Source organism: Curtobacterium sp. BH-2-1-1 (genome assembly GCF_001806325.1).
Taxonomy (GTDB): Bacteria; Actinomycetota; Actinomycetes; order Actinomycetales; family Microbacteriaceae; genus Curtobacterium.
Map to the genome: position 1 here is coordinate 1,786,483 of NZ_CP017580.1, position 17,125 is coordinate 1,803,607.

The following is a 17,125-nucleotide window of genomic DNA, read 5'->3' on the forward strand; positions in this document are numbered from 1 at the left end:
GACGGACGGGAGGGACGGTGCGGGCCCGCACCGCGCCTCCCGTCCGCCGCTCCGCACGTTCCGCGCGCTCGTCGCGTCCTCCGCGCTCGCCGCGTCAGGACCGTGCACGGGATCAGACCGAGGGCGTCAGCGATCCGTCAGGACGCCGTCCGCACGGCCGCCCCCGCCGGATCGTGGAGTGGTGACCCTGACCGCGATCCTCCCGACGCTCCGCGCGTCCCTCCCCGATCCCGTGGACCCGACCCTCTGGCCCGCCCACACCGAACCCACGACCGGCGACGTCCTGGTCGCAGCCGTGTCGATGGTCCGGCTGGCCGAACTCGCCGGCACCCCGTGCGTGCACACCGCCGAGCAGGCACCGCCCCGCTACCGACCCCGCACGTGGACGCCGGGCGAGGTGAGCGTCGCCGTGGCGTCGGTCCTGCGCGTGCGGCTCCCCCGGACCGGTGTCGTCCTCCTCGAACTCGACGCGGTGCTCCCCCGGTTCGCCGTCCTCGACCAGGTGCGGCTCATCGGCCGGGTGAGCACGGCGGCCCCGACCGGGACGTACGTCCTCACCCCGTGCACCGGCGCGGAGGACGGTCCCTTCCACCGGCTCCCGGCCCCGTTGCCCGCGGACGTCCGCGAGGGCGACCTGCTCTGCTTCCCCTGCGTGACCGCGATCCGGCACCGCGACGTCGTGGTGCCGGTCCGTGCCGAGGTCGTCCGGTGAGCGCCGTCTCCGACCTGCGCGCACGCGTGGTCGACGGCCCGCACGTGTGGGGCCGGTACTCCGTGCGCCCCGTCGACCGGACGATGTGGAGCACGAGGACCCTCGTCGTCTAGCCGCCTGGTACGACCCGCCGCGAGCGTGCGGTGCTCCGCGCGTGGTCGGCGTGGCCGGCCGTGGGGGCACTGCTGGCGATCGCCGTGATGGCCGCGCTCGCTCCCCGCGCCGCCCTCGGGACCGTCGCCGCCGTCGGGGTGTACGCGGGTGGCTTCCTGGTGCTCGGGCGGGCCGCCCGTCGACTCCGTCCCGGTGTCCGGACGCTGACGGTGACGACCTTCCACGGCACCGGGCGACCCGAGGTGCACGGGGACGTCCGGTTGCTCGGCGCCTCGCTCGACGCGTTGACCGTGCCGGAGCGGGCGCTCCGTGCCGGTGCGATCCGACCGGTGGACTTCGAGTCGATCTGGGCCGACGTCTGGGACGACCTGCCGAGCGGCCCGCGGTCCCGGGTCAGTCGCGCAGGAACGCCTCGAGCTGCCGGGCCACGAGGTCCGGTCGGGTGATGAACGGGTGGTGCCCCGTCGGAAGTTCGACCGACCGGGTGGCCCGCGCCGCGTGCTCCCGCTGGAGTGCGACGGTCGTCGAGCGGTCCTCGGCGCACACCACCGCGGTGGAGTCCACGCCGGCCCACCCCTCGGCGCTCGTCGGGGTGCCGAACGCGCGGACGTCCTGCGAGGTGACCCGGTCCCACGCCGCCCGCTGCGTGGCGGCGTCGGCGTCCTGCAGGAACCGGGCGCCGAACGACCGCTCGTCGTACCCGTCGACGACGATCCGCCCGTCGGCGTCCGGACGCACCGCGACGGGGTCCGGCTCGCCGGACATGATCGACCCCTGCGACGCCCCGACGGGCGGCAGGTAGCTCGACACGAGCAGCAGGTGCCGGACCGCGGGGTGCGGGCCCGCCTCGGCGATCACCGTCCCGCCGTAGGAGTGTCCGACGACGATGGCGTCGGGGACATCGTCGAGCGCGCGGCGCAGTGCGGCGGCGTCCTCCTGCAGGCCGCCGCCGGTGTCGGTCTCCCCGCACGACGGCAGGGCCACGGCGCGGCTGGCGATCCCGGTCCGTTCGCGCAGCAGGTCGCCGGTCGGAGCCCACCACCAGTCGCCGTCACGGACGAGGGCGCCGTGCACGAAGAGGACCGTCGGGCTCGTCACTCCATCACCATCGCGGACATGCGCGTCATCAGGCCGCGGGGGACGAAGCGGTGCGCACTCGCCAGCACGGCGTTGCGCGCGCCGGAGACGACCGTGGGTCCGCCGGCACGGGCGAACGCCCGCAGACCGACGCGTGCGACCTCCTCCGCCGACTGCCGACCGCCCTCGAGGAACGACCCGCCGCCCGCGGCGTCGAAGAAGCCCGTCGCAGTGGGCCCGGGGCACAGGGCGAGCACCCGGACGCCCTGCCCGCGCGTCTCCTGCCAGAGGGCCTCGGTGAAGGACAGGACGAACGCCTTCGTCGCGCCGTAGAGCGCCATGTGCGGGGTGGGCTGGAACGCAGCGGTCGAGGCTACGGTCATCACGCCGCCGACGCCGCGGGCGAGCATGCCGGGCAGGTACGCCCGCGTCAGCCGGACCAGCGCGGTCTCGTTGAGCGCGATCTGCTGCACGATGCCGTCCTCGGGCTGCTCGGCGAAGGTGCCGTGCCACCCGACCCCGGCGTTCGCGATCAGGACGTCGACGCGGGTGCCGTCGAGGGCCGTGATCACCTCGTCGACGCCGTCGGCCGTCGCCAGGTCGGCCGGGAGCACCCGCACGCGCACACCGTGGCGTGCGTGGATGCCCGAGGCGACGGCGTCGAGCTTGTCGGCGGACCGGGCGACCAGGACGAGGTCGGCGCCACCCGCGGCGAGGCCCTCCGCCAGCGACTCGCCGATGCCGCCGCTCGCACCGGTCACGAGGGCCAGTCGGCCCCGGAACGGTTCGGGGTTCCGCGCCACCGCTCAGCCCGCCGTGCGGAGGAAGTCGGCGATCGGGGTGGAACCGGTGTTGAACCGGATCGTCCGGCCGATCGTCTCGTCGCCCTCGACCGCGTCGGCCACCACGTGCGCGACGTCGCCGCGCGGGACCTGCGTCGAGGAGCCGTCCCAGTCGACCGAACCCGTGGGCTCGTCGTCGGTGAGGGTGCTCGGCGCGACGACCGTCCAGCGGAGCCCCGAGTCGCGGAGGACGGCGTCGGCGATCATCTTCGACTGCGCGTACGCGAAGAAGTCGTCGTCCTGCGGCACCCCGTGGTCGAGGAGCGAGCCGGACCAGGAGACCATGACGTAGCGGTCGACACCGGCCTTCGCGGCACCCTGCACGGACAGGATCGCCGCGTCGCGGTCGATCGCCCAGGTGCGGTCCGCTGATCCGCCGCCGGCACCGGCCGACCAGACCACGGCGTCGTGTCCGTGGATGAGCTCGGCGAAGTCGGTGAGGGTCTGCTGCTGGATGTCGGCGACGTGCGGCTGCCCGCCGTGGGCGCGGATCTCGTCGGCCTGGTCGGGGTCGCGGATGACCGAGGTGACGGTGTGGCCGCGGTCGGTGAGGATGCGGGTGGCGAGGAGTGCGACCTTGCCGTGGCCGCCGAGGACGATGACGTTGCTCATGCGTCGGACGCTACTCGCGGCGGCTCAGCGCGCGAGGTGCGCGAGGTGCGCACCAGCGGACGGGAGGGACGGTGCGGGCCGGCACCGCGCCTCCCGTCCGGCAGCCGGTCGCGTCAGCCGACCCGTCGGCGCTGCACGAGGGTCGCGACGCCGAAGGCGGCCAGCAGGATGCCGACGCACCACGCGAGGGCCACCCACAGGTCCGCGTCGAGCGGCTGCCCGGCGAACAGCGCACGGATCGAGTCCACGATCGACGTCACCGGCTGGTGCTCCGCGAACCACCGGACCGGCCCGGGCATGGAGTCGGTCGGCACGAACGCCGAGCTGATGAAGGGCAGGAAGATCAGCGGGTAGGAGAACGCACTCGCGCCGTCCATCGACTTCGCCGAGAGCCCGGCGACGACCGCGATCCAGGTGAGCGCCAGCGTGAAGAGCACCAGGATCCCGAGCACCGCGAGCCACGCTCCGATGCCCGCGCTGCTGCGGAACCCCATGAGCAGGGCGACCCCGACGACCACGGTCACCGACACGGTGTTGGCGACGAGGGACGTGAGCACGTGCGCCCACAGCGACGCCGCCCGGACGATCGGCATCGACCGGAAGCGCTCGTCGATCCCGGCCTGCAGGTCGAGGAACAGCCGGTACGAGGTGTACGCCACCCCGGACGCCACCGTGATGAGGAGGATCCCCGGCAACAGGTAGTCGATGTACGGCGTGCTCCCGGTGTCGATCGCGCCGCCGAAGACGTACACGAACAGCAGCAGGAAGGCGATGGGCATCACGGCGGTGGTGATGATCGTGTCGGGGCTCCGGAGCACGTGTCGCAGCGAGCGCCCGGTCAGGACGGCGGTGTCGTGGATCGGGTGGGCGGACATCAGGCCACCCCCTTCGTGGTGTCGGCCTTCGTGGTGTCGGCGTCGGGACGGTGTCCGATGACGGCGAGGAAGACGTCCTCGAGCGTGGGGCGCTTCTCGACGTACTCGACCGTCGCGGGCGGGAGCAGTCGCTGGAGTTCGGCGAGGGTGCCGTCGGCGATGATGCGGCCCTCGTGCAGGATGGCGATCCGGTCGGCGAGCTGCTCGGCCTCGTCCAGGTACTGCGTCGTGAGCAGGACCGTGGTGCCGCTCGCGGCGAGGGCGCGGACGGCGTCCCAGACCTCGATGCGGGCCTCGGGGTCGAGGCCGGTCGTCGGCTCGTCGAGGAAGACCACCGACGGGTCGCCGATCAGGCTCATCGCGATGTCGAGCCGGCGGCGCATCCCGCCCGAGTACGTCCCCGCGCGGCGGGACCCGGCATCCGTGAGCGAGAACCGGTCGAGCAGCTCGTCGGCGATGCGCCCGGCGTGCCGGAGGTGCCGGAGCCGTGCGACGAGGACGAGGTTCTCGCGGCCGGTCAGCACCTCGTCCACGGCGGCGAACTGCCCGGTGAGGCTGATCGCCTCGCGGACCGCACCCGGATCGGCGGCCACGTCGTGCCCCGCGACCGACGCGGTGCCGGCGGTGGCCGTCGTCAGGGTCGCGAGGATGCGGATCGCGGTGGTCTTGCCCGCGCCGTTCGACCCGAGCAGGGCGACCACGGAGCCGGCCTCGACGTCGAGGTCGACCCCACGGAGGACGCGCAGGTCGCCGAAGGACTTCTCGAGCCCCCGGACCCGGATCGCCGCGGTCACGACGGCTCCCCGCCCGCATCGGCCGCCGCGATCGCGTCGACGAGGCGCTGCTGCTCCTTGCTGAGCCACGACCCGAGGCCGTAGTTCGCCTTGAAGTCCTCGGCGAAGGCGATCGGGTCGTCGCCGACCACCGCGCGGACGCTCGTGCCGTCGGCGGCGCTCTGCTCGAACAGGTCCGCGAGGTCGTCGAGCATGCGCATGAGCTGCTCGCCGTCGCTCGGGCCGGTGTACATGAGGTACCGCTCGATGCCGTCGACGGCGGTGCGGTGGCTCGTCGGCAGCGCTGCCGTGCGGGCCTTGTACTGCTTCCAGCGCTTCTTGTCGCCGATGAGCTTGGTCGTGATGTCCGAGATCGAGATCCCCATGATCAGTCCTGTCCGTTCGTGCTGCTGGTGGTGTGCCGGAGGTGGTCGAGCCGCTCGGCGAGGAAGGTCCACGCCCGCCAGAAGTCGTCGAGCTGCTCCTGCCCGCGGGCGTTCAGCGTGAACACCTTGCGGGGCGGGCCCTTCTCCGACGGGACCTTCTCGACGTCGACGAGGCCGCGCTGCTCGATGCGGACGAGCAGGGCGTAGACGGTGCCCTCGGCGATGTCGGTGAACCCCTGTTCCCGGAGCGAGGCGGTGATGTCGTACCCGTGGGCCGGGCGGCCGGCGAGCACGGCGAGGACGATCCCCTCGAGGATGCCCTTGAGCATCTCGGTCTCCTGCTTGGGCATGCGTGCCTCCTGCGGTCGGTGCCGTGTGTCGTGGTGCGCTGTACTCAGTGACGCTGACTACTGGTACATAGTAACGCTGAGTACCAGGAGCGCAAGAGTAGTTTCCGAACCGACACGACAGGAGCACCGATGAGCACGAAGAACGAGCAGCACACCCTGGTCCGCACCCTGGTCCTGGGCATCCTCAGCGGCGGCCGGAGCGCCACCCCGCTCGCCGTCATGGCACTGAACCACGACCGCTCCTCGCTGAAGGGCTCGTGGCAGGACTGGAAGGTCTTCAGCACGCCCCTCGGCCGTGGCGTCCTCGTCGCATCGGCCGTCGGCGAGCTCATCGGCGACAAGCTGCCGGGGACGCCGAACCGGATCTCCCCCGCCGGCCTCGCCGGGCGCGTGGCGTCCGGAGCGCTCGTCGGGGCCGCGCTCGGCACGACGGGCAGGCGCGACCTGCGCATCGAGGGCGCGATCCTCGGCGGCGTCGGCGCGATCGTCGGCAGCTTCGTCGGCTGGGGTGCGCGCAAGCTCGTCGGCGCCACGACCCGCCTCCCCGACCCGGTCGTCGCGCTCGCCGAGGACGCCGCGACCATCGCCGGCTCCGTCAAGGTGATCACCACCTCGTGACGGCACCGCGTCGGGCCCTCGTCACCGGCGGCAGCATCGCCGGGCTCTCCGCCGCCTACTGGTTGGACCGGACCGGCTGGGACGTCACCGTCCTCGAGCGCTCGGCGGGCTTCCGCACCGGCGGCCAGAACGTCGACGTCCGGGGCGTCGCCCGCGAGGTCCTCGACCGCATGGGGCTGACCGAGGCGATCCGCTCGGCCAACACGGGCGAGACCGGCACGGTGATCGTCGACGAGCAAGGTGACACCATCGTCCGGCTGCCCGACGACGACTCCGGCGAGGGGGCGACGGCGGAGCTCGAGGTCCTGCGCGGCGACTTCGCGGACGCGATCCGGCAGGCGCTGCCGGACCGCGTGCGCCTGGTCTTCGACGACGCCGTGGTCGCGGTGGACGAGGACGGCTCGGACGGACGACCCGTCACCGTCCGCACCCGGAGCGGTGCGACGCTCCAGGCCGAGCTCCTCGTCGTCGCCGAGGGTGTCCGCTCGAGCACACGCGACCTGCTCTTCACCGTCGAGCCCCGGCGGCTCGGCATCACGATGGAGTTCGGGACGATCCCACGGATCCCGTCCGACGACGACACCTGGCGCTGGTACAACGCCGTCGAGGGTCGACAGGTGCACCTGCGGCCCGACAACCACGGCACGACGAGGGCGATGCTCGCGTACACCAACGACGACGGCGAGGTCCCCGACCGGCGCGACCGCTACGCCGGCGCCGGATGGCAGACGGACCGGGTGCTCGACGGGTTCGAGCAGTCGGACGACGTCTACGTCGACGACCTCACGCGGATCCATGCCCCGACCTGGCACCGGGGTTCCGTCGTGCTGCTCGGCGACGCGGCCTGGTGCGTGACGCCGATGGGCGGCGGCGGGAGTTCGCTGGCGCTCACCGGCGGGTACGTCCTCGCAGCGTCCCTCGCCGATGAGTCCGACACCACCGCGGCCCTCGGGGCGTTCGAGGCGTGGATGCGGCCGCTCGTCGACCGGATCCAGACCATGCCGTCCGGGATCAAGCACTTCGCGTACCCGCAGACGAAGCTCGGTCTCACGGCGCAGCGCGCCGCGCACCACGTCCTGACCTCGCGCCCGGTGGCGCCCCTGATGGCGCGACTGACGCACACGGCGGACTCGGACCAGCCGCTCCCGGCCCTGGAGCCGACCCGCTGACGGACGGGAGGCGCGGTGCGGGCCCGCACCGTCCCTCCCGTCCGGCACAGGGGTTCCGTCCGGGCCTGCCACGCCCAGTCGCGTGCGCCTAGCGTGACCGGCATGCGCATCGTCGTCATCGGAGCCACCGGCCACATCGGCACGTTCCTCGTCCCCCGTCTCGTCCGCGCCGGTCACGACGTCGTGACCGTCACCCGCGGCAGCAGCACCCCGTACGCCGACTCCCCCGAGTGGCAGCAGGTCGAACGGGTCACCGCCGACCGCGAGCAGGAGGACCGCGACGGCACGTTCGGCGACCGGATCGCCGCACTCCGCGCCGACGCCGTCGTCGACCTCGTCTGCTTCACGACGTCATCCGCCGAGGCCCTCGTCACGGCCCTCCGCCGGAGCGGTACGCACCTCGTGCACTGCGGGTCGATCTGGCGTGCCGGGGTCTCGCACGTGCTGCCCGTCACCGAGGAGAACGCGACCGAGCCGTTCGGCGACTACGGCGTGCAGAAGGACGCGATCGCCCGGATGCTCAAGCGTGAAACTGCCGAAGGGGGTTTGGTGACGACCTCATTGCACCCCGGTCACATCAGCGGACCGGGCTGGATGCCCATCGGTCCGCTCGGCAACCTCGACCCGACGGTGTGGACGAAGCTGTCCGCCGGCGAGCCCGTCGAGGTCCCCGGCCTCGGTGCCGAGACGATGGCGCACGTGCACGCCGACGACGTCGCGCAGGCCTTCCAGCTCGCGGTCGAGCACCGGGACGCCGCGGCCGGCGAGGACTTCTTCGTCACGGCTCCGACGGCGCTCACGGCACGCGGGTACGCGCACCTGGTCGCGTCGTGGTTCGGCCAGGAGGCGCGGCTCGAGCCCGTCTCGTGGGACCGGTTCCGCGAGACCACGGCTCCGGAGCACGCCGGTGCGAGCTGGGAGCACCTGTCGCGCAGCCAGGTGTTCAGCACCGAGAAGCCTCGGCGGCTGCTCGGCTACGAGCCCGCCTGGACGGCCGAGGCGACGGTCCTCGACGCGTTCCGCTGGCTGGTGGAGCACGGCGAGGTGGACGTCGCGCGCCCCCTCGTCGTCTGAGGTCAGGCGCGGGCGGCGACCACCAGCCCGCGGTGGCGGTGGACCGCCCAGACCGTCAGGGCGAACCCGACCAGGACCGCGCCGCCCGCGGTGACCGCGGTCCACCCGCCGGCGTTCCAGAGCACCGAGGCGAGTGCCGAGCCGATCGCCCCGCCGATGAAGTTCGCGGTGACGAACGCGGTGTTGAGTCGGCTGCGCGCCGCCGGGTCGATCGCGAAGAGCCGGGTCTGGTTGAGGACGTTCGTCGCCTGCACACCGACGTCCAGCAGGACGACCGCGACGAGGACGACCACGATCGACCGCGCTCCGAGGCCCGCGACCACGAGTGAGACGAGCACGACGGCGATCGCCGCACCGGTCACCGGCACGGAGACCCCGCGGTCGTGCAGCCGACCGACCCGCTGCGCGGCGACCGCCCCGGCGAGCCCGGCCAGACCGACGAGCCCGATCGCGCTCGTGGAGTACCCGAACGGCTCGGCGCTGAGCAGGAACGTCAGCGCGGTCCAGAACATCGTGAAGACGGCGAACATCGCGGAGCTGATGACGAGGGTCACCCGCACGGCCCGGTGCGCGGCGACGGCACGGAACACCGAGGCGATGAGCGTCGGGTACCGCACCCGGTCGCGCCGGTCGAGCTCGGGGATCACCCGCCGGAGCAGCACGGCGAACAGCAGGGCCGCGACGGCGGCGACGACGTAGATCGCGCGCCAGCCGAACGCGTCCGCGACGAGCCCGCTGACCGTCCGCGACACGAGGATGCCGGTGAGCACCCCGGAGGCGATCGTGCCCACCACCCGCCCGCGGGCCGAGGGATCGGCGAGGTCTCCGGCCAGCGGGATGAGCAGCTGCCCGGCGACGGTGGTGAGGCCGACGAGCGCGAGCGCCACCAGCAGCACGGCGAACGACGGGGCCACGGCGGCGAACAGCAGCGCGACCGCGGACGCGACGAGCACCCCGGGGATCAGGCGTCGTCGGTCGAGCACGTCGCCGAGCGGCACCACGAGCAGGATGCCCAGCGCGTACCCGACCTGGGTGAGCGTGACGAGCAGCCCGGCGACCGCGGCGGACGTCCCGAGCGAGGACGCGATGTCGTCGAGGAGCGGCTGCGCCCAGTAGAGGTTGCCGACGGCCGCGCCCCCGGCGACCGCGAACAGCAGTGTGCGGGCGGGCGTCATCCCCGCACGGGCGGTCACGGACGCCGCCGGAAGAGCTCCGCGAGGTGCCACGGCCCCGGTGCGAGTCGGACGGCCGCCTCGGCGCGGATGCGGTCCTCGCGCGCGCGGTCGCGTGTGAGTTCCTCGATCTCGCGCTCGGCACGCAGGCGGAACCGGACGCGCTCGAGGAACGTCAGCGGCTCCGCGGGGCGGGCGGTCCGGATCGAGTCGGTCTCGCTCATGCGTCCTCCGTCTCCGGGACGGCGGCGACGGTGGTCGCCGCGAGGTTGGCGAGGAGCTGCAGGCGCTCCTCGGACGGCGAGCCGGGCTCCGCGCCGTAGACGATGAGCGTCAGCCCGGTGTCCGTGACGAGCTCCATCGTCTCGTACGTCAGGTCGAGGTCGCCGACCTCGGGGTGGTGCACGTGCTTGATGCCGGACCGGTGCCGCATCACGTCGTGCGCGGCCCAGCGCTGGCGGAACTCCTCGCTGCGGGTGGAGAGCTCCCCGATGAGGTCCGTCAGCCCGCGGTCGTACGGGGACCGGGCGGCCTCGGCACGGAGCACGGCGACCATGTCACCGGTCACGCTGTCCCAGTCGCGCCAGAACTCGCGACCGCGGGGGTCGAGGAAGGCGAAGCGCGCGGTGTTCGGGGTACCGGACGGGTCGAGGAAGAGTGGTGCGTAGACCGCACGGGCGAGGGCGTTGCCGGCCAGGAAGTCCGACCGGCCGTTCCGCACCCACGCGGGAGCGGTCATCGAGTCGAGCACCCGCTGCACGTTCGGCCGGACCTTCGACGTCGGGGTCTTCCGACGCGTCGTCGCCGAGGCGTTCTGCGCACGGGCGAGGTCGAACAGGTGCGCGTGCTCGGCGTCGTCGAGCCGGAGCGCCCGGGACAACGATCCGAGGACGCTCTCGGACACCCCGGTGAGGTTCCCCCGCTCGAGGCGGATGTAGTAGTCGACGCTCATGCCCGCGATGAGGGCGAGTTCCTCGCGGCGAAGGCCCTTCACCCGTCGCGCGCCGCCGAAGTCGGGCAGCCCGACCTGCTGCGGCGTGACGCGCTCGCGGCGGGTGCGGAGGAAGTCGCGGACTTCGTCTCTCGTGTCCATGTCCTCCACGGTAGGTCCGATCGACGGGTCGGAGCAGGGGCTGCTGGTACCCGTCAGGCCGGTCCGGGCGGTCGTAGCGTCGTGGACATGGACACACTCACCCTCAACAACGGACTCGAGATCCCCGCGATCGGGTTCGGCGTCTTCCAGAGCGCGCCGGCCGAGACGGTCGACGCCGTGCGCACCGCGCTCGAGACCGGGTACCGCCACATCGACACCGCCGCCGCGTACGGCAACGAGCGCGAGGTCGGCGAGGGCATCCGCGCCTCGGGTGTCGACCGCGACGAGATCGTCGTCGAGACGAAGATCTGGGTCTCCGACTACGGCCTCGACGAGACCCTGCACGCGTTCGACAAGGCGACCGGCAAGCTCGGCTTCGACCACGTCGACGTCCTGATCCTGCACCAGCCCGCACCCGACCGCTTCGAGCGGACCATCGCGGCGTACCGGGCGCTCGAGCGGCTGTACGCCGAGGGCCGAGTCGGCGCGATCGGCGTGAGCAACTTCATGCCGCACCACCTCCGGTCGCTCCTCGACGCCACGGACGTGATCCCGGCGCTCAACCAGGTCGAGCTGCACCCGTACTTCACGCAGCCGGACGTGCAGCGCGCCGACGCCGAGCACGGCATCCTCGACCAGGCGTGGTCGCCGATCGGCGGCATCACCTTCTACCCGGGTTGGGGCGACGAGCGGGTCAGCGTGCTCGACGACCCGACGATCCGGGCCATCGGCGAGGCGCACGGCAAGACCCCGGCGCAGGTGATGCTCCGGTGGCACGTGCAGCAGGGCCGCAACGCGATCCCGAAGTCCACGAACCCCGGGCGCATCGCCGAGAACTTCGACGTGTTCGACTTCGTGCTCTCCGACGACGAGCTCGCAGCGCTCGACGCCCTCGACACCGGTCGTCGCGGCGGGCCGGACCCGGACGGGACCGACACGAGCCGCTTCGAACGGGTGATCCCGGAGGCCTGACGCGACCCGGTGGGGCCTGGAGGCGCGGTGCGGGCCGGCACCGTCCCTCCAGTCCCGCAGGTGGCCGCGACCACCGCGTCAGACGCGCTCGCGCGCACGCTCCACGATGCGCTCCGTCGCCGCCCACGAGGCGAGCAGCCGCAGCGCGTCCGCCGTCGGGCTCCCGGGCGTCGCCGGGTAGATCGTCAGCGCGAGCCCCGGGTCCTCGGTGAGCTCGAGCGTCTGGAAGTGCAGCTCGAGCGGACCGACCACCGCGTGCCGGAACGACTTCACCCCCGCGTAGTGCCGCCGGACGTCGTGCGCCGCCCAGAGCGCGCGGAAGTCGTCGCTCCGCATCGAGAGCTCGCCGATCAGCGCCGCGAGCCCGGGGTCGTTCGGCGTCCGCCCGGCCTCGCGCCGGAGGATCGCGACGTTCGTGTGCGCCGCGCGCTGCCAGTCGAGGTAGAAGTTCCGTGCCTGCGGGTCGAGGAAGATGAACCGCGAGAAGTTGCAGGGCCGTGCGCTCGCCGCGACGAGGTCCGAGTGCATCGCCCAGCCGAGCGTGTTCGCGGCGACGATGTCCTGTCGGTTGTTGACGATCATCGCGGGGGCGTCGGCGATGGCGTCGAGCAGGTACTGGAGCTCCGGGCGCACCGCCGCCACCGGTGTGACCGCGGCGGCACGGCGGGGCGTGGCGTTCTGGTGGCGGGCGAGGTCGCGCAGGTGCTCGTGCTCGGCCGGGTCGAGGTGGAGCGCGCCCGCGATGGCGTCGAGCACGCTGTCCGAGACGCCCTGCAGGTTCCCGCGCTCGAGCCGGGTGTAGTAGTCGATGCTCACGCCGGCCAGCCGGGCGACCTCCTCGCGGCGCAGCCCGGTGACGCGGCGGCGGGTGCCGAACGTCTCGACGCCGGCCTGCTCCGGTGTGATGCGGGCGCGGCGACCGGAGAGGAAGTCGCGGGCTTCGTCGCGGTGGTCCATGCCGGTCACGGTACTTCGGCTGGGCGGGGGCGAGCGAGGTGCTGCCGGAACCCCCGTGCTGGGTCCTCGTGCTGGTCGGGGTCCGTCGGTCGGGCTCAGCTCGTCGCGAGCGGCACCGACACGATCCGGTCGTCGCCGTCCGTCGGGTCGCCACGCCCGTCGGTGTTGTTCGTGACGAACCACAGGGCACCCTCGGGACCCTCGAGCACCGTGCGGATGCGGCCGAAGTCCTCCGCGAAGTACTCGGTCGACGTCGAGGGGGCGTCGGCCGGCACAGCCCTGACGACCTCGCCCTGGAGGTTCGCGATGAACACCGTGTCGTCGATCACCGCCAGGCCGCTCGGCGAGGCGTCGTCGGTGGCCCACTGCTGCACGGGGTCGACGAAGCCCTTGCTCGTGCCGCCGGTACCCTCGACCTCGGGCCAGCCGTAGTCCCGGCCCTTCTCGATGACGTTGAGCTCGTCCCAGGTGTCCTGCCCGAACTCCGACGCGAACATCGTGCCGTCGGCCGTCCACCCCATGCCCTGCACGTTCCGGTGGCCGAGGCTCCACACCGGGGACCCGGGGAACGGGTTGCCGCCGGGGACCTGGCCGTCCGGGGTCAGCCGCAGGATCTTCCCCGCGAGCGAGTCCCGGTCCTGCGCGTCCGAACCGGTACCGGCGTCGCCGACGCTCGCGTAGAGCATGCCGTCCGGGCCGAACGCGATCCGCCCGCCGTTGTGGAAGCTGTTCGTCGGCAGCCCGTCGATCAGGGTCGTGGCGTCCCCGAGCGCGTAGGACCCGGCGCTCCCGGACAGGTCGTAGCGCTGGATGCGGTTGCCGTCGTCGCCCGTCGAGTACACGAACAGGTCGCCCTCGTGCAGCGCGAGTCCGAGCAGACCGCCCTCACCGCCGTGCCGGACGCCCGCGATCGTGCCGACCTCGCGCGTCTTCCCGGCGCCGGTCAGTTCGAGCACCGTCGCCGAGTCCCGCTCGCTGATCAGGGCGTCGCCGCCGTCACCGGTGCGGACCACCGACCACGGGGCGTCCAGTCCGGTGGCGATGTCGGTCGTCTCGCCCCCGGGCTCGAGCTGTCCGGCGGCGCTCGCCGCGGGGGTGGTGGCGCTCGAGGAGGGGCTGCTCGTGGCGGTCGCCCGACCCTCGAGCGTGCGGGCGTCGTCGTCGGTGCAGGCCGCGAGGACGAGGGCCGCGGCGGCGAACGCGCCGAGGGCGGACAGGGTGCGGCGGGTGCGAGCGGTGGTGTGCACGGTGGTCCTCCCGGGTCGTGGGTCGATTGCACACGCGGCGGTCGGGAATCCCCTGGGTGACGGGGGTTGCGGTGGAACCCCTGTCGGCAGGGACTCCCACCAGCGCACCGACCAGCCGTTCGATGGGTCCGTGCCCGCCACCGTGACCCCGCCCGCTCCCCCGACCACCCGCGCCGTGCCCACGGCCCTCGTCGCCGCCGTCGTGTTCCTCACCGCGGTCGCGCCGCTCGCGACCGACATGTACGTCACCGCGTTCCCGACCGTCGAGGCCGAGTTCCGCACGAGCGCCTCCGCCGTGCAGCTGACCCTCACGACGTTCTTCGCGGGCATGGGCCTCGGGCAGCTCGTCGGCGGACCGTTCTCCGACCAGCGCGGGCGCCGCCTGCCGCTGCTCGCCGGCACGCTGCTCGTCGTCGCGGCCTCGGTCGTGTGCGCGCTCGCCCCGTCGATCGGCGTTCTCACGGCGGCGCGCCTCGTGCAGGGGTTCGCGGGCGGGTGGGTGATGGTGATCGCCCGGTCGGTGGTCGTCGACCTCGCCCACGGCGCCCAGCTCGTCCGCGTCCTCAACGTCGTGATGGGCATCGGCGGGATCGCACCGGTGCTCGGGCCGCTGTTCGGCGCCGCGATCCTGGGGTTCGGTGACTGGCGGACCACGTTCTGGGTCCTCGCCGGCCTCGGGGTGCTCATGTGCGTGACCGCGGCCGTCGTCGTCCCCGAGTCCCTCCCACGGGACCGACGGCACGCCGGCGGCCTGCGCACGTTCCGGCTCGCGGCGCGGCAGGTCCTCGGCGATCGACGGTTCGTCGGCTACGTCGTCACCGCGTGTGCTGCGTTCGTCGGGGTGTTCGCGTACGTCGCGACCTCGCCGTTCGTGCTGCAGACCATGAACGGACTGTCGCCGACGGCGTACGCGATCGACTTCGCGGCGAACGCGGGAGCGATGACGATCGCGTCCCTCGTGGCCGCCCGACTCGCCGGCCGGGTGTCCACGAGACGCATCATCCTCGTCGGGCAGGCCTGCATGGGCGTCGCCGGCGCAGGCATGCTCATCGGCGCGATCTGGTTCGGGATGCCGCTGATCGTGGCCCTGATCGGCTTCTTCGTGCTCATGATCGGCAACGGGCTGGTCGTCACGAACGGTGGGGCCCTCGCATCGTCCGCCGTCCCCGCACACCCCGGGACGAGCTCAGCCGTGCTCGGTCTGGTTCAGTGGACGACGGCCGGCGTGACCGCTCCGATCGCGGGACTCGGCGGCTCGGACACCGCCGTCCCGATGGCCGTCCTCGTCCTCGGTGGCGCGCTCGTGTCGCTCTGGGGACTGCTCGTCCTCGCACGACCCCACACCACCGGAAGGACCACTTCATGACCACCATCGCCATCGTCGGAGCCGGCAAGGGCCTCGGCCTCGCCGTCGCCGAGCGCTTCGCCCGCGAGGGCTTCTCGATCGCCCTGCTCTCCCGCAACCAGGACCGCCTGGACTCCCTCGCCGCCGGCCTCCGGGAGCACGGGTACACCGCCGCCGGCTTCGCCGCGAACGTCCGCGACGGGGACTCCCTCCGCGGCGCCCTCGAGCGTGCGACCGAGCAGCTCGGGCCGATCGAGGTGCTGCAGTACAGCCCGCTGCCCGCCAAGGAGTACATGCGCCCGGTGCTCGAGACCACGGCGGAGGACCTCGTCGGTCCGATCGAGTTCTCGGTCTACGGCTCGGTCAACGCCGTCCGCCAGGTGCTGCCCGGCATGCGCGCGATCGGGCACGGCACGATCCTGTTCGTGAACGGAGGCAGCGCGGTGCGCCCGGGTGCTCGGGTCACCGGGACGTCCGTGGCGTTCGCGGGAGAGAGCGCCTACGCGCAGCTGCTGCACGACGCCGTCCGTGACGAGGACGTCCACGTCGGCCAGCTCATCATCCCGTTCGGCATCGACGACGGGCAGCCCGAGCACTCCGGTGCGTCGATCGCGGACCGCCTCTGGGCGATCCACACCGAGCGCGGTGCGTTCCGGACGTACGCCGAGCCGCTGCCCGAGTGACCGACTGACGGACGGGAGCGCGCCCCGCTCAGCGGCAACGCGAAGCGTTGCGCGGGGCGCGCCGACCGAGCCTGCGAGGGAGGAGGGCGGGCCCGCCCCTCCCGTCCGCCCCTGGTCGCGTATCGATCAGCGCGCGGCTCGCGTGATCGCCGTCGCCATCACGCGCGCGACGACGACGTTCGTCGCCGCGTCGCCGTGGATGCCGTCCGCCGACGCGCCCCGGACCCACGCGCCGTCCGCCTGCCGGAACCCGGCGAACGGGTCGACGTACGACCAGCCGTGCTCCGCCGCGTCGCGCTCCAGCGCCCGGCTGAGGACGAGCTGTCCCGCGCGGCGGTCGGCGCCCCACTGGCTCCAGGTCCAGTTCGACGGCGGGCCGGAGACGACGAGGACGTGCCGCGCACCGACCTTCCGGACGACGGCGTCCACGTTCGCGATCGTCGTCGCGGTCGGGATCGCCTGGTTCACGTCGTTCGTGCCGAGCTCGACGACGAGGACGTCCGCGTCCGGCACGGGGCCGATCTCGTGGAGGACCTCGTCGGACCGGTACCCGCTGTGCGCGTAGCCGCCGACGGCGTGGAACCGGGTGTCCGGCACGAGGTCGTGGAGCCAGGAGTCCGGCCGTGCCGTGATGGAGTCGCCCGCGTACGCGAAGGTGACCGCGCCGGACCGGTCGCCGGAGCCGAGCGCCCCGGTCACGGCGTCGTCCGGTGTGGCGGCACGGACAGCTGTTCCGCCGGCTGCGGCTCGGGTGTCCGCACGTTCGACCGGCGCGGCGGAGGCGCGACCCACGGACGGTGCGCGCTCGGCTGCGGCGGTGCTCGCCGACACGACGGCCGTGCCGACGACGAGGGATCCGCCGGCGACGAGGCAGGCGGCGGTGACGATGCTCGCGACGAGGGCGAGACGACGGGTGCGGGACACGACATCAGGTATCCCCCGGATCGGCCTGCCGTACCAGCCCCCAGACCTGGGGAACCGCGCCGCTGGCTGTGGGTCTTCGCGGCCGTTCCCAGCCGGCCGCCCCCGTCGGGTCCGGGACCCGCCGCGTCCG

Annotated in this window: 20 protein-coding genes and 1 pseudogene; 8 read left to right on the top strand and 13 right to left on the bottom strand. The window is 73.2% G+C overall.

The features are described from left to right. Positions 1-181 precede the first annotated feature (181 nt). Both BJK06_RS08445 and BJK06_RS08450 read left to right on the top strand, forming a co-directional pair. Complete coding sequence (locus tag BJK06_RS08445; protein ID WP_070419326.1) at positions 182-712, top strand: hypothetical protein; 531 nt, start codon at positions 182-184, stop codon at positions 710-712. Positions 713-837: 125 nt separating this feature from the next. After that, positions 838-1,272: pseudogene (locus tag BJK06_RS08450) on the top strand (DUF6611 family protein); the annotation flags it as partial. Here the strand turns inward: BJK06_RS08450 and BJK06_RS08455 are convergent. The 7 genes from BJK06_RS08455 to BJK06_RS08485 form a co-directional block, all read right to left on the bottom strand. Next, complete coding sequence (locus BJK06_RS08455) at positions 1,220-1,924, bottom strand: alpha/beta hydrolase (protein WP_070417525.1); 705 nt, start codon at positions 1,922-1,924, stop codon at positions 1,220-1,222. The pseudogene BJK06_RS08450 and the gene BJK06_RS08455 sit on opposite strands and share 53 nt — an antisense overlap. After that, positions 1,921-2,664, bottom strand: coding sequence for an SDR family oxidoreductase (locus BJK06_RS08460; RefSeq protein WP_219810668.1), 744 nt, complete (start codon positions 2,662-2,664; stop codon positions 1,921-1,923). The genes BJK06_RS08455 and BJK06_RS08460 overlap by 4 nt, the downstream gene beginning before the upstream one ends. A 45-nt stretch (positions 2,665-2,709) precedes the next feature. Continuing rightward, positions 2,710-3,357 (bottom strand): SDR family oxidoreductase, encoded by a 648-nt coding sequence (locus tag BJK06_RS08465; protein WP_070417526.1) that lies wholly within the window; start codon positions 3,355-3,357, stop codon positions 2,710-2,712. A 113-nt stretch (positions 3,358-3,470) separates the two neighbouring features. Continuing rightward, positions 3,471-4,232 carry an ABC transporter permease gene (locus tag BJK06_RS08470; RefSeq protein WP_070417527.1) on the bottom strand — a complete coding sequence of 254 codons (762 nt, stop codon included), beginning with the start codon at positions 4,230-4,232 and terminating at the stop codon, positions 3,471-3,473. After that, positions 4,232-5,026: an ABC transporter ATP-binding protein gene (locus BJK06_RS08475; protein WP_070417528.1), complete on the bottom strand. Its 795-nt coding sequence runs from the start codon at positions 5,024-5,026 to the stop codon at positions 4,232-4,234. The genes BJK06_RS08470 and BJK06_RS08475 overlap by 1 nt, the downstream gene beginning before the upstream one ends. Beyond that, positions 5,023-5,391 carry a DUF1048 domain-containing protein gene (locus BJK06_RS08480; RefSeq protein WP_070417529.1) on the bottom strand — a complete coding sequence of 123 codons (369 nt, stop codon included), beginning with the start codon at positions 5,389-5,391 and terminating at the stop codon, positions 5,023-5,025. Before BJK06_RS08480 ends, BJK06_RS08475 begins: the two co-directional genes overlap by 4 nt. A gap of 2 nt (positions 5,392-5,393) precedes the next feature. Continuing rightward, on the bottom strand, positions 5,394-5,741 hold the full coding sequence (locus tag BJK06_RS08485) for a PadR family transcriptional regulator (protein WP_070417530.1): 348 nt from the start codon (positions 5,739-5,741) through the stop codon (positions 5,394-5,396). A 129-nt stretch (positions 5,742-5,870) separates the two neighbouring features. Between BJK06_RS08485 and BJK06_RS08490 the strand changes: the two genes are divergently transcribed. The 3 genes from BJK06_RS08490 to BJK06_RS08500 all read left to right on the top strand — a co-directional run bounded on the left by BJK06_RS08490 (position 5,871) and on the right by BJK06_RS08500 (position 8,602). Beyond that, on the top strand, positions 5,871-6,359 hold the full coding sequence (locus BJK06_RS08490) for a DUF4126 family protein (RefSeq protein ID WP_070417531.1): 489 nt from the start codon (positions 5,871-5,873) through the stop codon (positions 6,357-6,359). After that, a complete protein-coding gene (locus BJK06_RS08495) occupies positions 6,356-7,528 on the top strand; it encodes an FAD-dependent monooxygenase (RefSeq protein WP_070417532.1) in 1,173 nt (390 codons plus the stop codon). The genes BJK06_RS08490 and BJK06_RS08495 overlap by 4 nt, the downstream gene beginning before the upstream one ends. Before the next feature lie 102 nt (positions 7,529-7,630). Next, positions 7,631-8,602 carry an NAD(P)-dependent oxidoreductase gene (locus tag BJK06_RS08500; RefSeq protein ID WP_070417533.1) on the top strand — a complete coding sequence of 324 codons (972 nt, stop codon included), beginning with the start codon at positions 7,631-7,633 and terminating at the stop codon, positions 8,600-8,602. Positions 8,603-8,604: 2 nt separating this feature from the next. Here the strand turns inward: BJK06_RS08500 and BJK06_RS08505 are convergent, their stop codons facing one another. Genes BJK06_RS08505 through BJK06_RS08515 form a run of 3 tightly spaced genes read right to left on the bottom strand, consistent with a single transcriptional unit; the run spans position 8,605 to position 10,867 of the window. Beyond that, a complete protein-coding gene (locus BJK06_RS08505; RefSeq protein WP_258027732.1) occupies positions 8,605-9,795 on the bottom strand; it encodes an MFS transporter in 1,191 nt (396 codons plus the stop codon). Next, positions 9,792-9,998 carry a hypothetical protein gene (locus BJK06_RS08510; RefSeq protein WP_070417535.1) on the bottom strand — a complete coding sequence of 69 codons (207 nt, stop codon included), beginning with the start codon at positions 9,996-9,998 and terminating at the stop codon, positions 9,792-9,794. The genes BJK06_RS08505 and BJK06_RS08510 overlap by 4 nt, the downstream gene beginning before the upstream one ends. After that, positions 9,995-10,867 carry a helix-turn-helix domain-containing protein gene (locus tag BJK06_RS08515; RefSeq protein ID WP_070417536.1) on the bottom strand — a complete coding sequence of 291 codons (873 nt, stop codon included), beginning with the start codon at positions 10,865-10,867 and terminating at the stop codon, positions 9,995-9,997. Before BJK06_RS08515 ends, BJK06_RS08510 begins: the two co-directional genes overlap by 4 nt. Before the next feature lie 87 nt (positions 10,868-10,954). Between BJK06_RS08515 and BJK06_RS08520 the strand changes: the two genes are divergently transcribed. Beyond that, positions 10,955-11,839: an aldo/keto reductase gene (locus BJK06_RS08520; protein ID WP_070419328.1), complete on the top strand. Its 885-nt coding sequence runs from the start codon at positions 10,955-10,957 to the stop codon at positions 11,837-11,839. A gap of 78 nt (positions 11,840-11,917) precedes the next feature. Here the strand turns inward: BJK06_RS08520 and BJK06_RS08525 are convergent, their stop codons facing one another. Together BJK06_RS08525 and BJK06_RS08530 are read right to left on the bottom strand one after the other, a co-directional pair. Continuing rightward, positions 11,918-12,796 (bottom strand): helix-turn-helix transcriptional regulator, encoded by an 879-nt coding sequence (locus BJK06_RS08525; protein ID WP_070417537.1) that lies wholly within the window; start codon positions 12,794-12,796, stop codon positions 11,918-11,920. A 95-nt stretch (positions 12,797-12,891) separates the two neighbouring features. Then, on the bottom strand, positions 12,892-14,043 hold the full coding sequence (locus BJK06_RS08530; RefSeq protein WP_070417538.1) for a sorbosone dehydrogenase family protein: 1,152 nt from the start codon (positions 14,041-14,043) through the stop codon (positions 12,892-12,894). Positions 14,044-14,173: 130 nt separating this feature from the next. On the opposite strand from BJK06_RS08530, the gene BJK06_RS08535 reads away from it, so the two are divergent. Next, a complete protein-coding gene (locus BJK06_RS08535; RefSeq protein ID WP_083295147.1) occupies positions 14,174-15,409 on the top strand; it encodes a multidrug effflux MFS transporter in 1,236 nt (411 codons plus the stop codon). Further along, positions 15,406-16,071, top strand: a complete 666-nt coding sequence (locus BJK06_RS08540; RefSeq protein WP_070417539.1) for an SDR family oxidoreductase — start codon at positions 15,406-15,408, stop codon at positions 16,069-16,071. Before BJK06_RS08535 ends, BJK06_RS08540 begins: the two co-directional genes overlap by 4 nt. Positions 16,072-16,197: 126 nt before the next feature. Here BJK06_RS08540 and BJK06_RS18815 read toward each other — a convergent pair whose 3' ends face one another. Further along, a complete protein-coding gene (locus BJK06_RS18815) occupies positions 16,198-16,995 on the bottom strand; it encodes an SGNH/GDSL hydrolase family protein (protein ID WP_070417540.1) in 798 nt (265 codons plus the stop codon). Positions 16,996-17,125 lie beyond the last annotated feature (130 nt).

Coding starts and splice junctions, on each gene's coding strand:
- BJK06_RS08520 (WP_070419328.1), top strand. CDS start 10,955: ATGGACACACTCACCCTCAACAACGGACTCGAGATCCCCGCGATCGGG.
- BJK06_RS08465 (WP_070417526.1), bottom strand. CDS start 3,357: ATGAGCAACGTCATCGTCCTCGGCGGCCACGGCAAGGTCGCACTCCTC.
- BJK06_RS08470 (WP_070417527.1), bottom strand. CDS start 4,232: ATGTCCGCCCACCCGATCCACGACACCGCCGTCCTGACCGGGCGCTCG.
- BJK06_RS08485 (WP_070417530.1), bottom strand. CDS start 5,741: ATGCCCAAGCAGGAGACCGAGATGCTCAAGGGCATCCTCGAGGGGATC.
- BJK06_RS08515 (WP_070417536.1), bottom strand. CDS start 10,867: ATGGACACGAGAGACGAAGTCCGCGACTTCCTCCGCACCCGCCGCGAG.
- BJK06_RS08480 (WP_070417529.1), bottom strand. CDS start 5,391: ATGGGGATCTCGATCTCGGACATCACGACCAAGCTCATCGGCGACAAG.
- BJK06_RS08510 (WP_070417535.1), bottom strand. CDS start 9,998: ATGAGCGAGACCGACTCGATCCGGACCGCCCGCCCCGCGGAGCCGCTG.
- BJK06_RS08490 (WP_070417531.1), top strand. CDS start 5,871: ATGAGCACGAAGAACGAGCAGCACACCCTGGTCCGCACCCTGGTCCTG.
- BJK06_RS08525 (WP_070417537.1), bottom strand. CDS start 12,796: ATGGACCACCGCGACGAAGCCCGCGACTTCCTCTCCGGTCGCCGCGCC.
- BJK06_RS08540 (WP_070417539.1), top strand. CDS start 15,406: ATGACCACCATCGCCATCGTCGGAGCCGGCAAGGGCCTCGGCCTCGCC.
- BJK06_RS08500 (WP_070417533.1), top strand. CDS start 7,631: ATGCGCATCGTCGTCATCGGAGCCACCGGCCACATCGGCACGTTCCTC.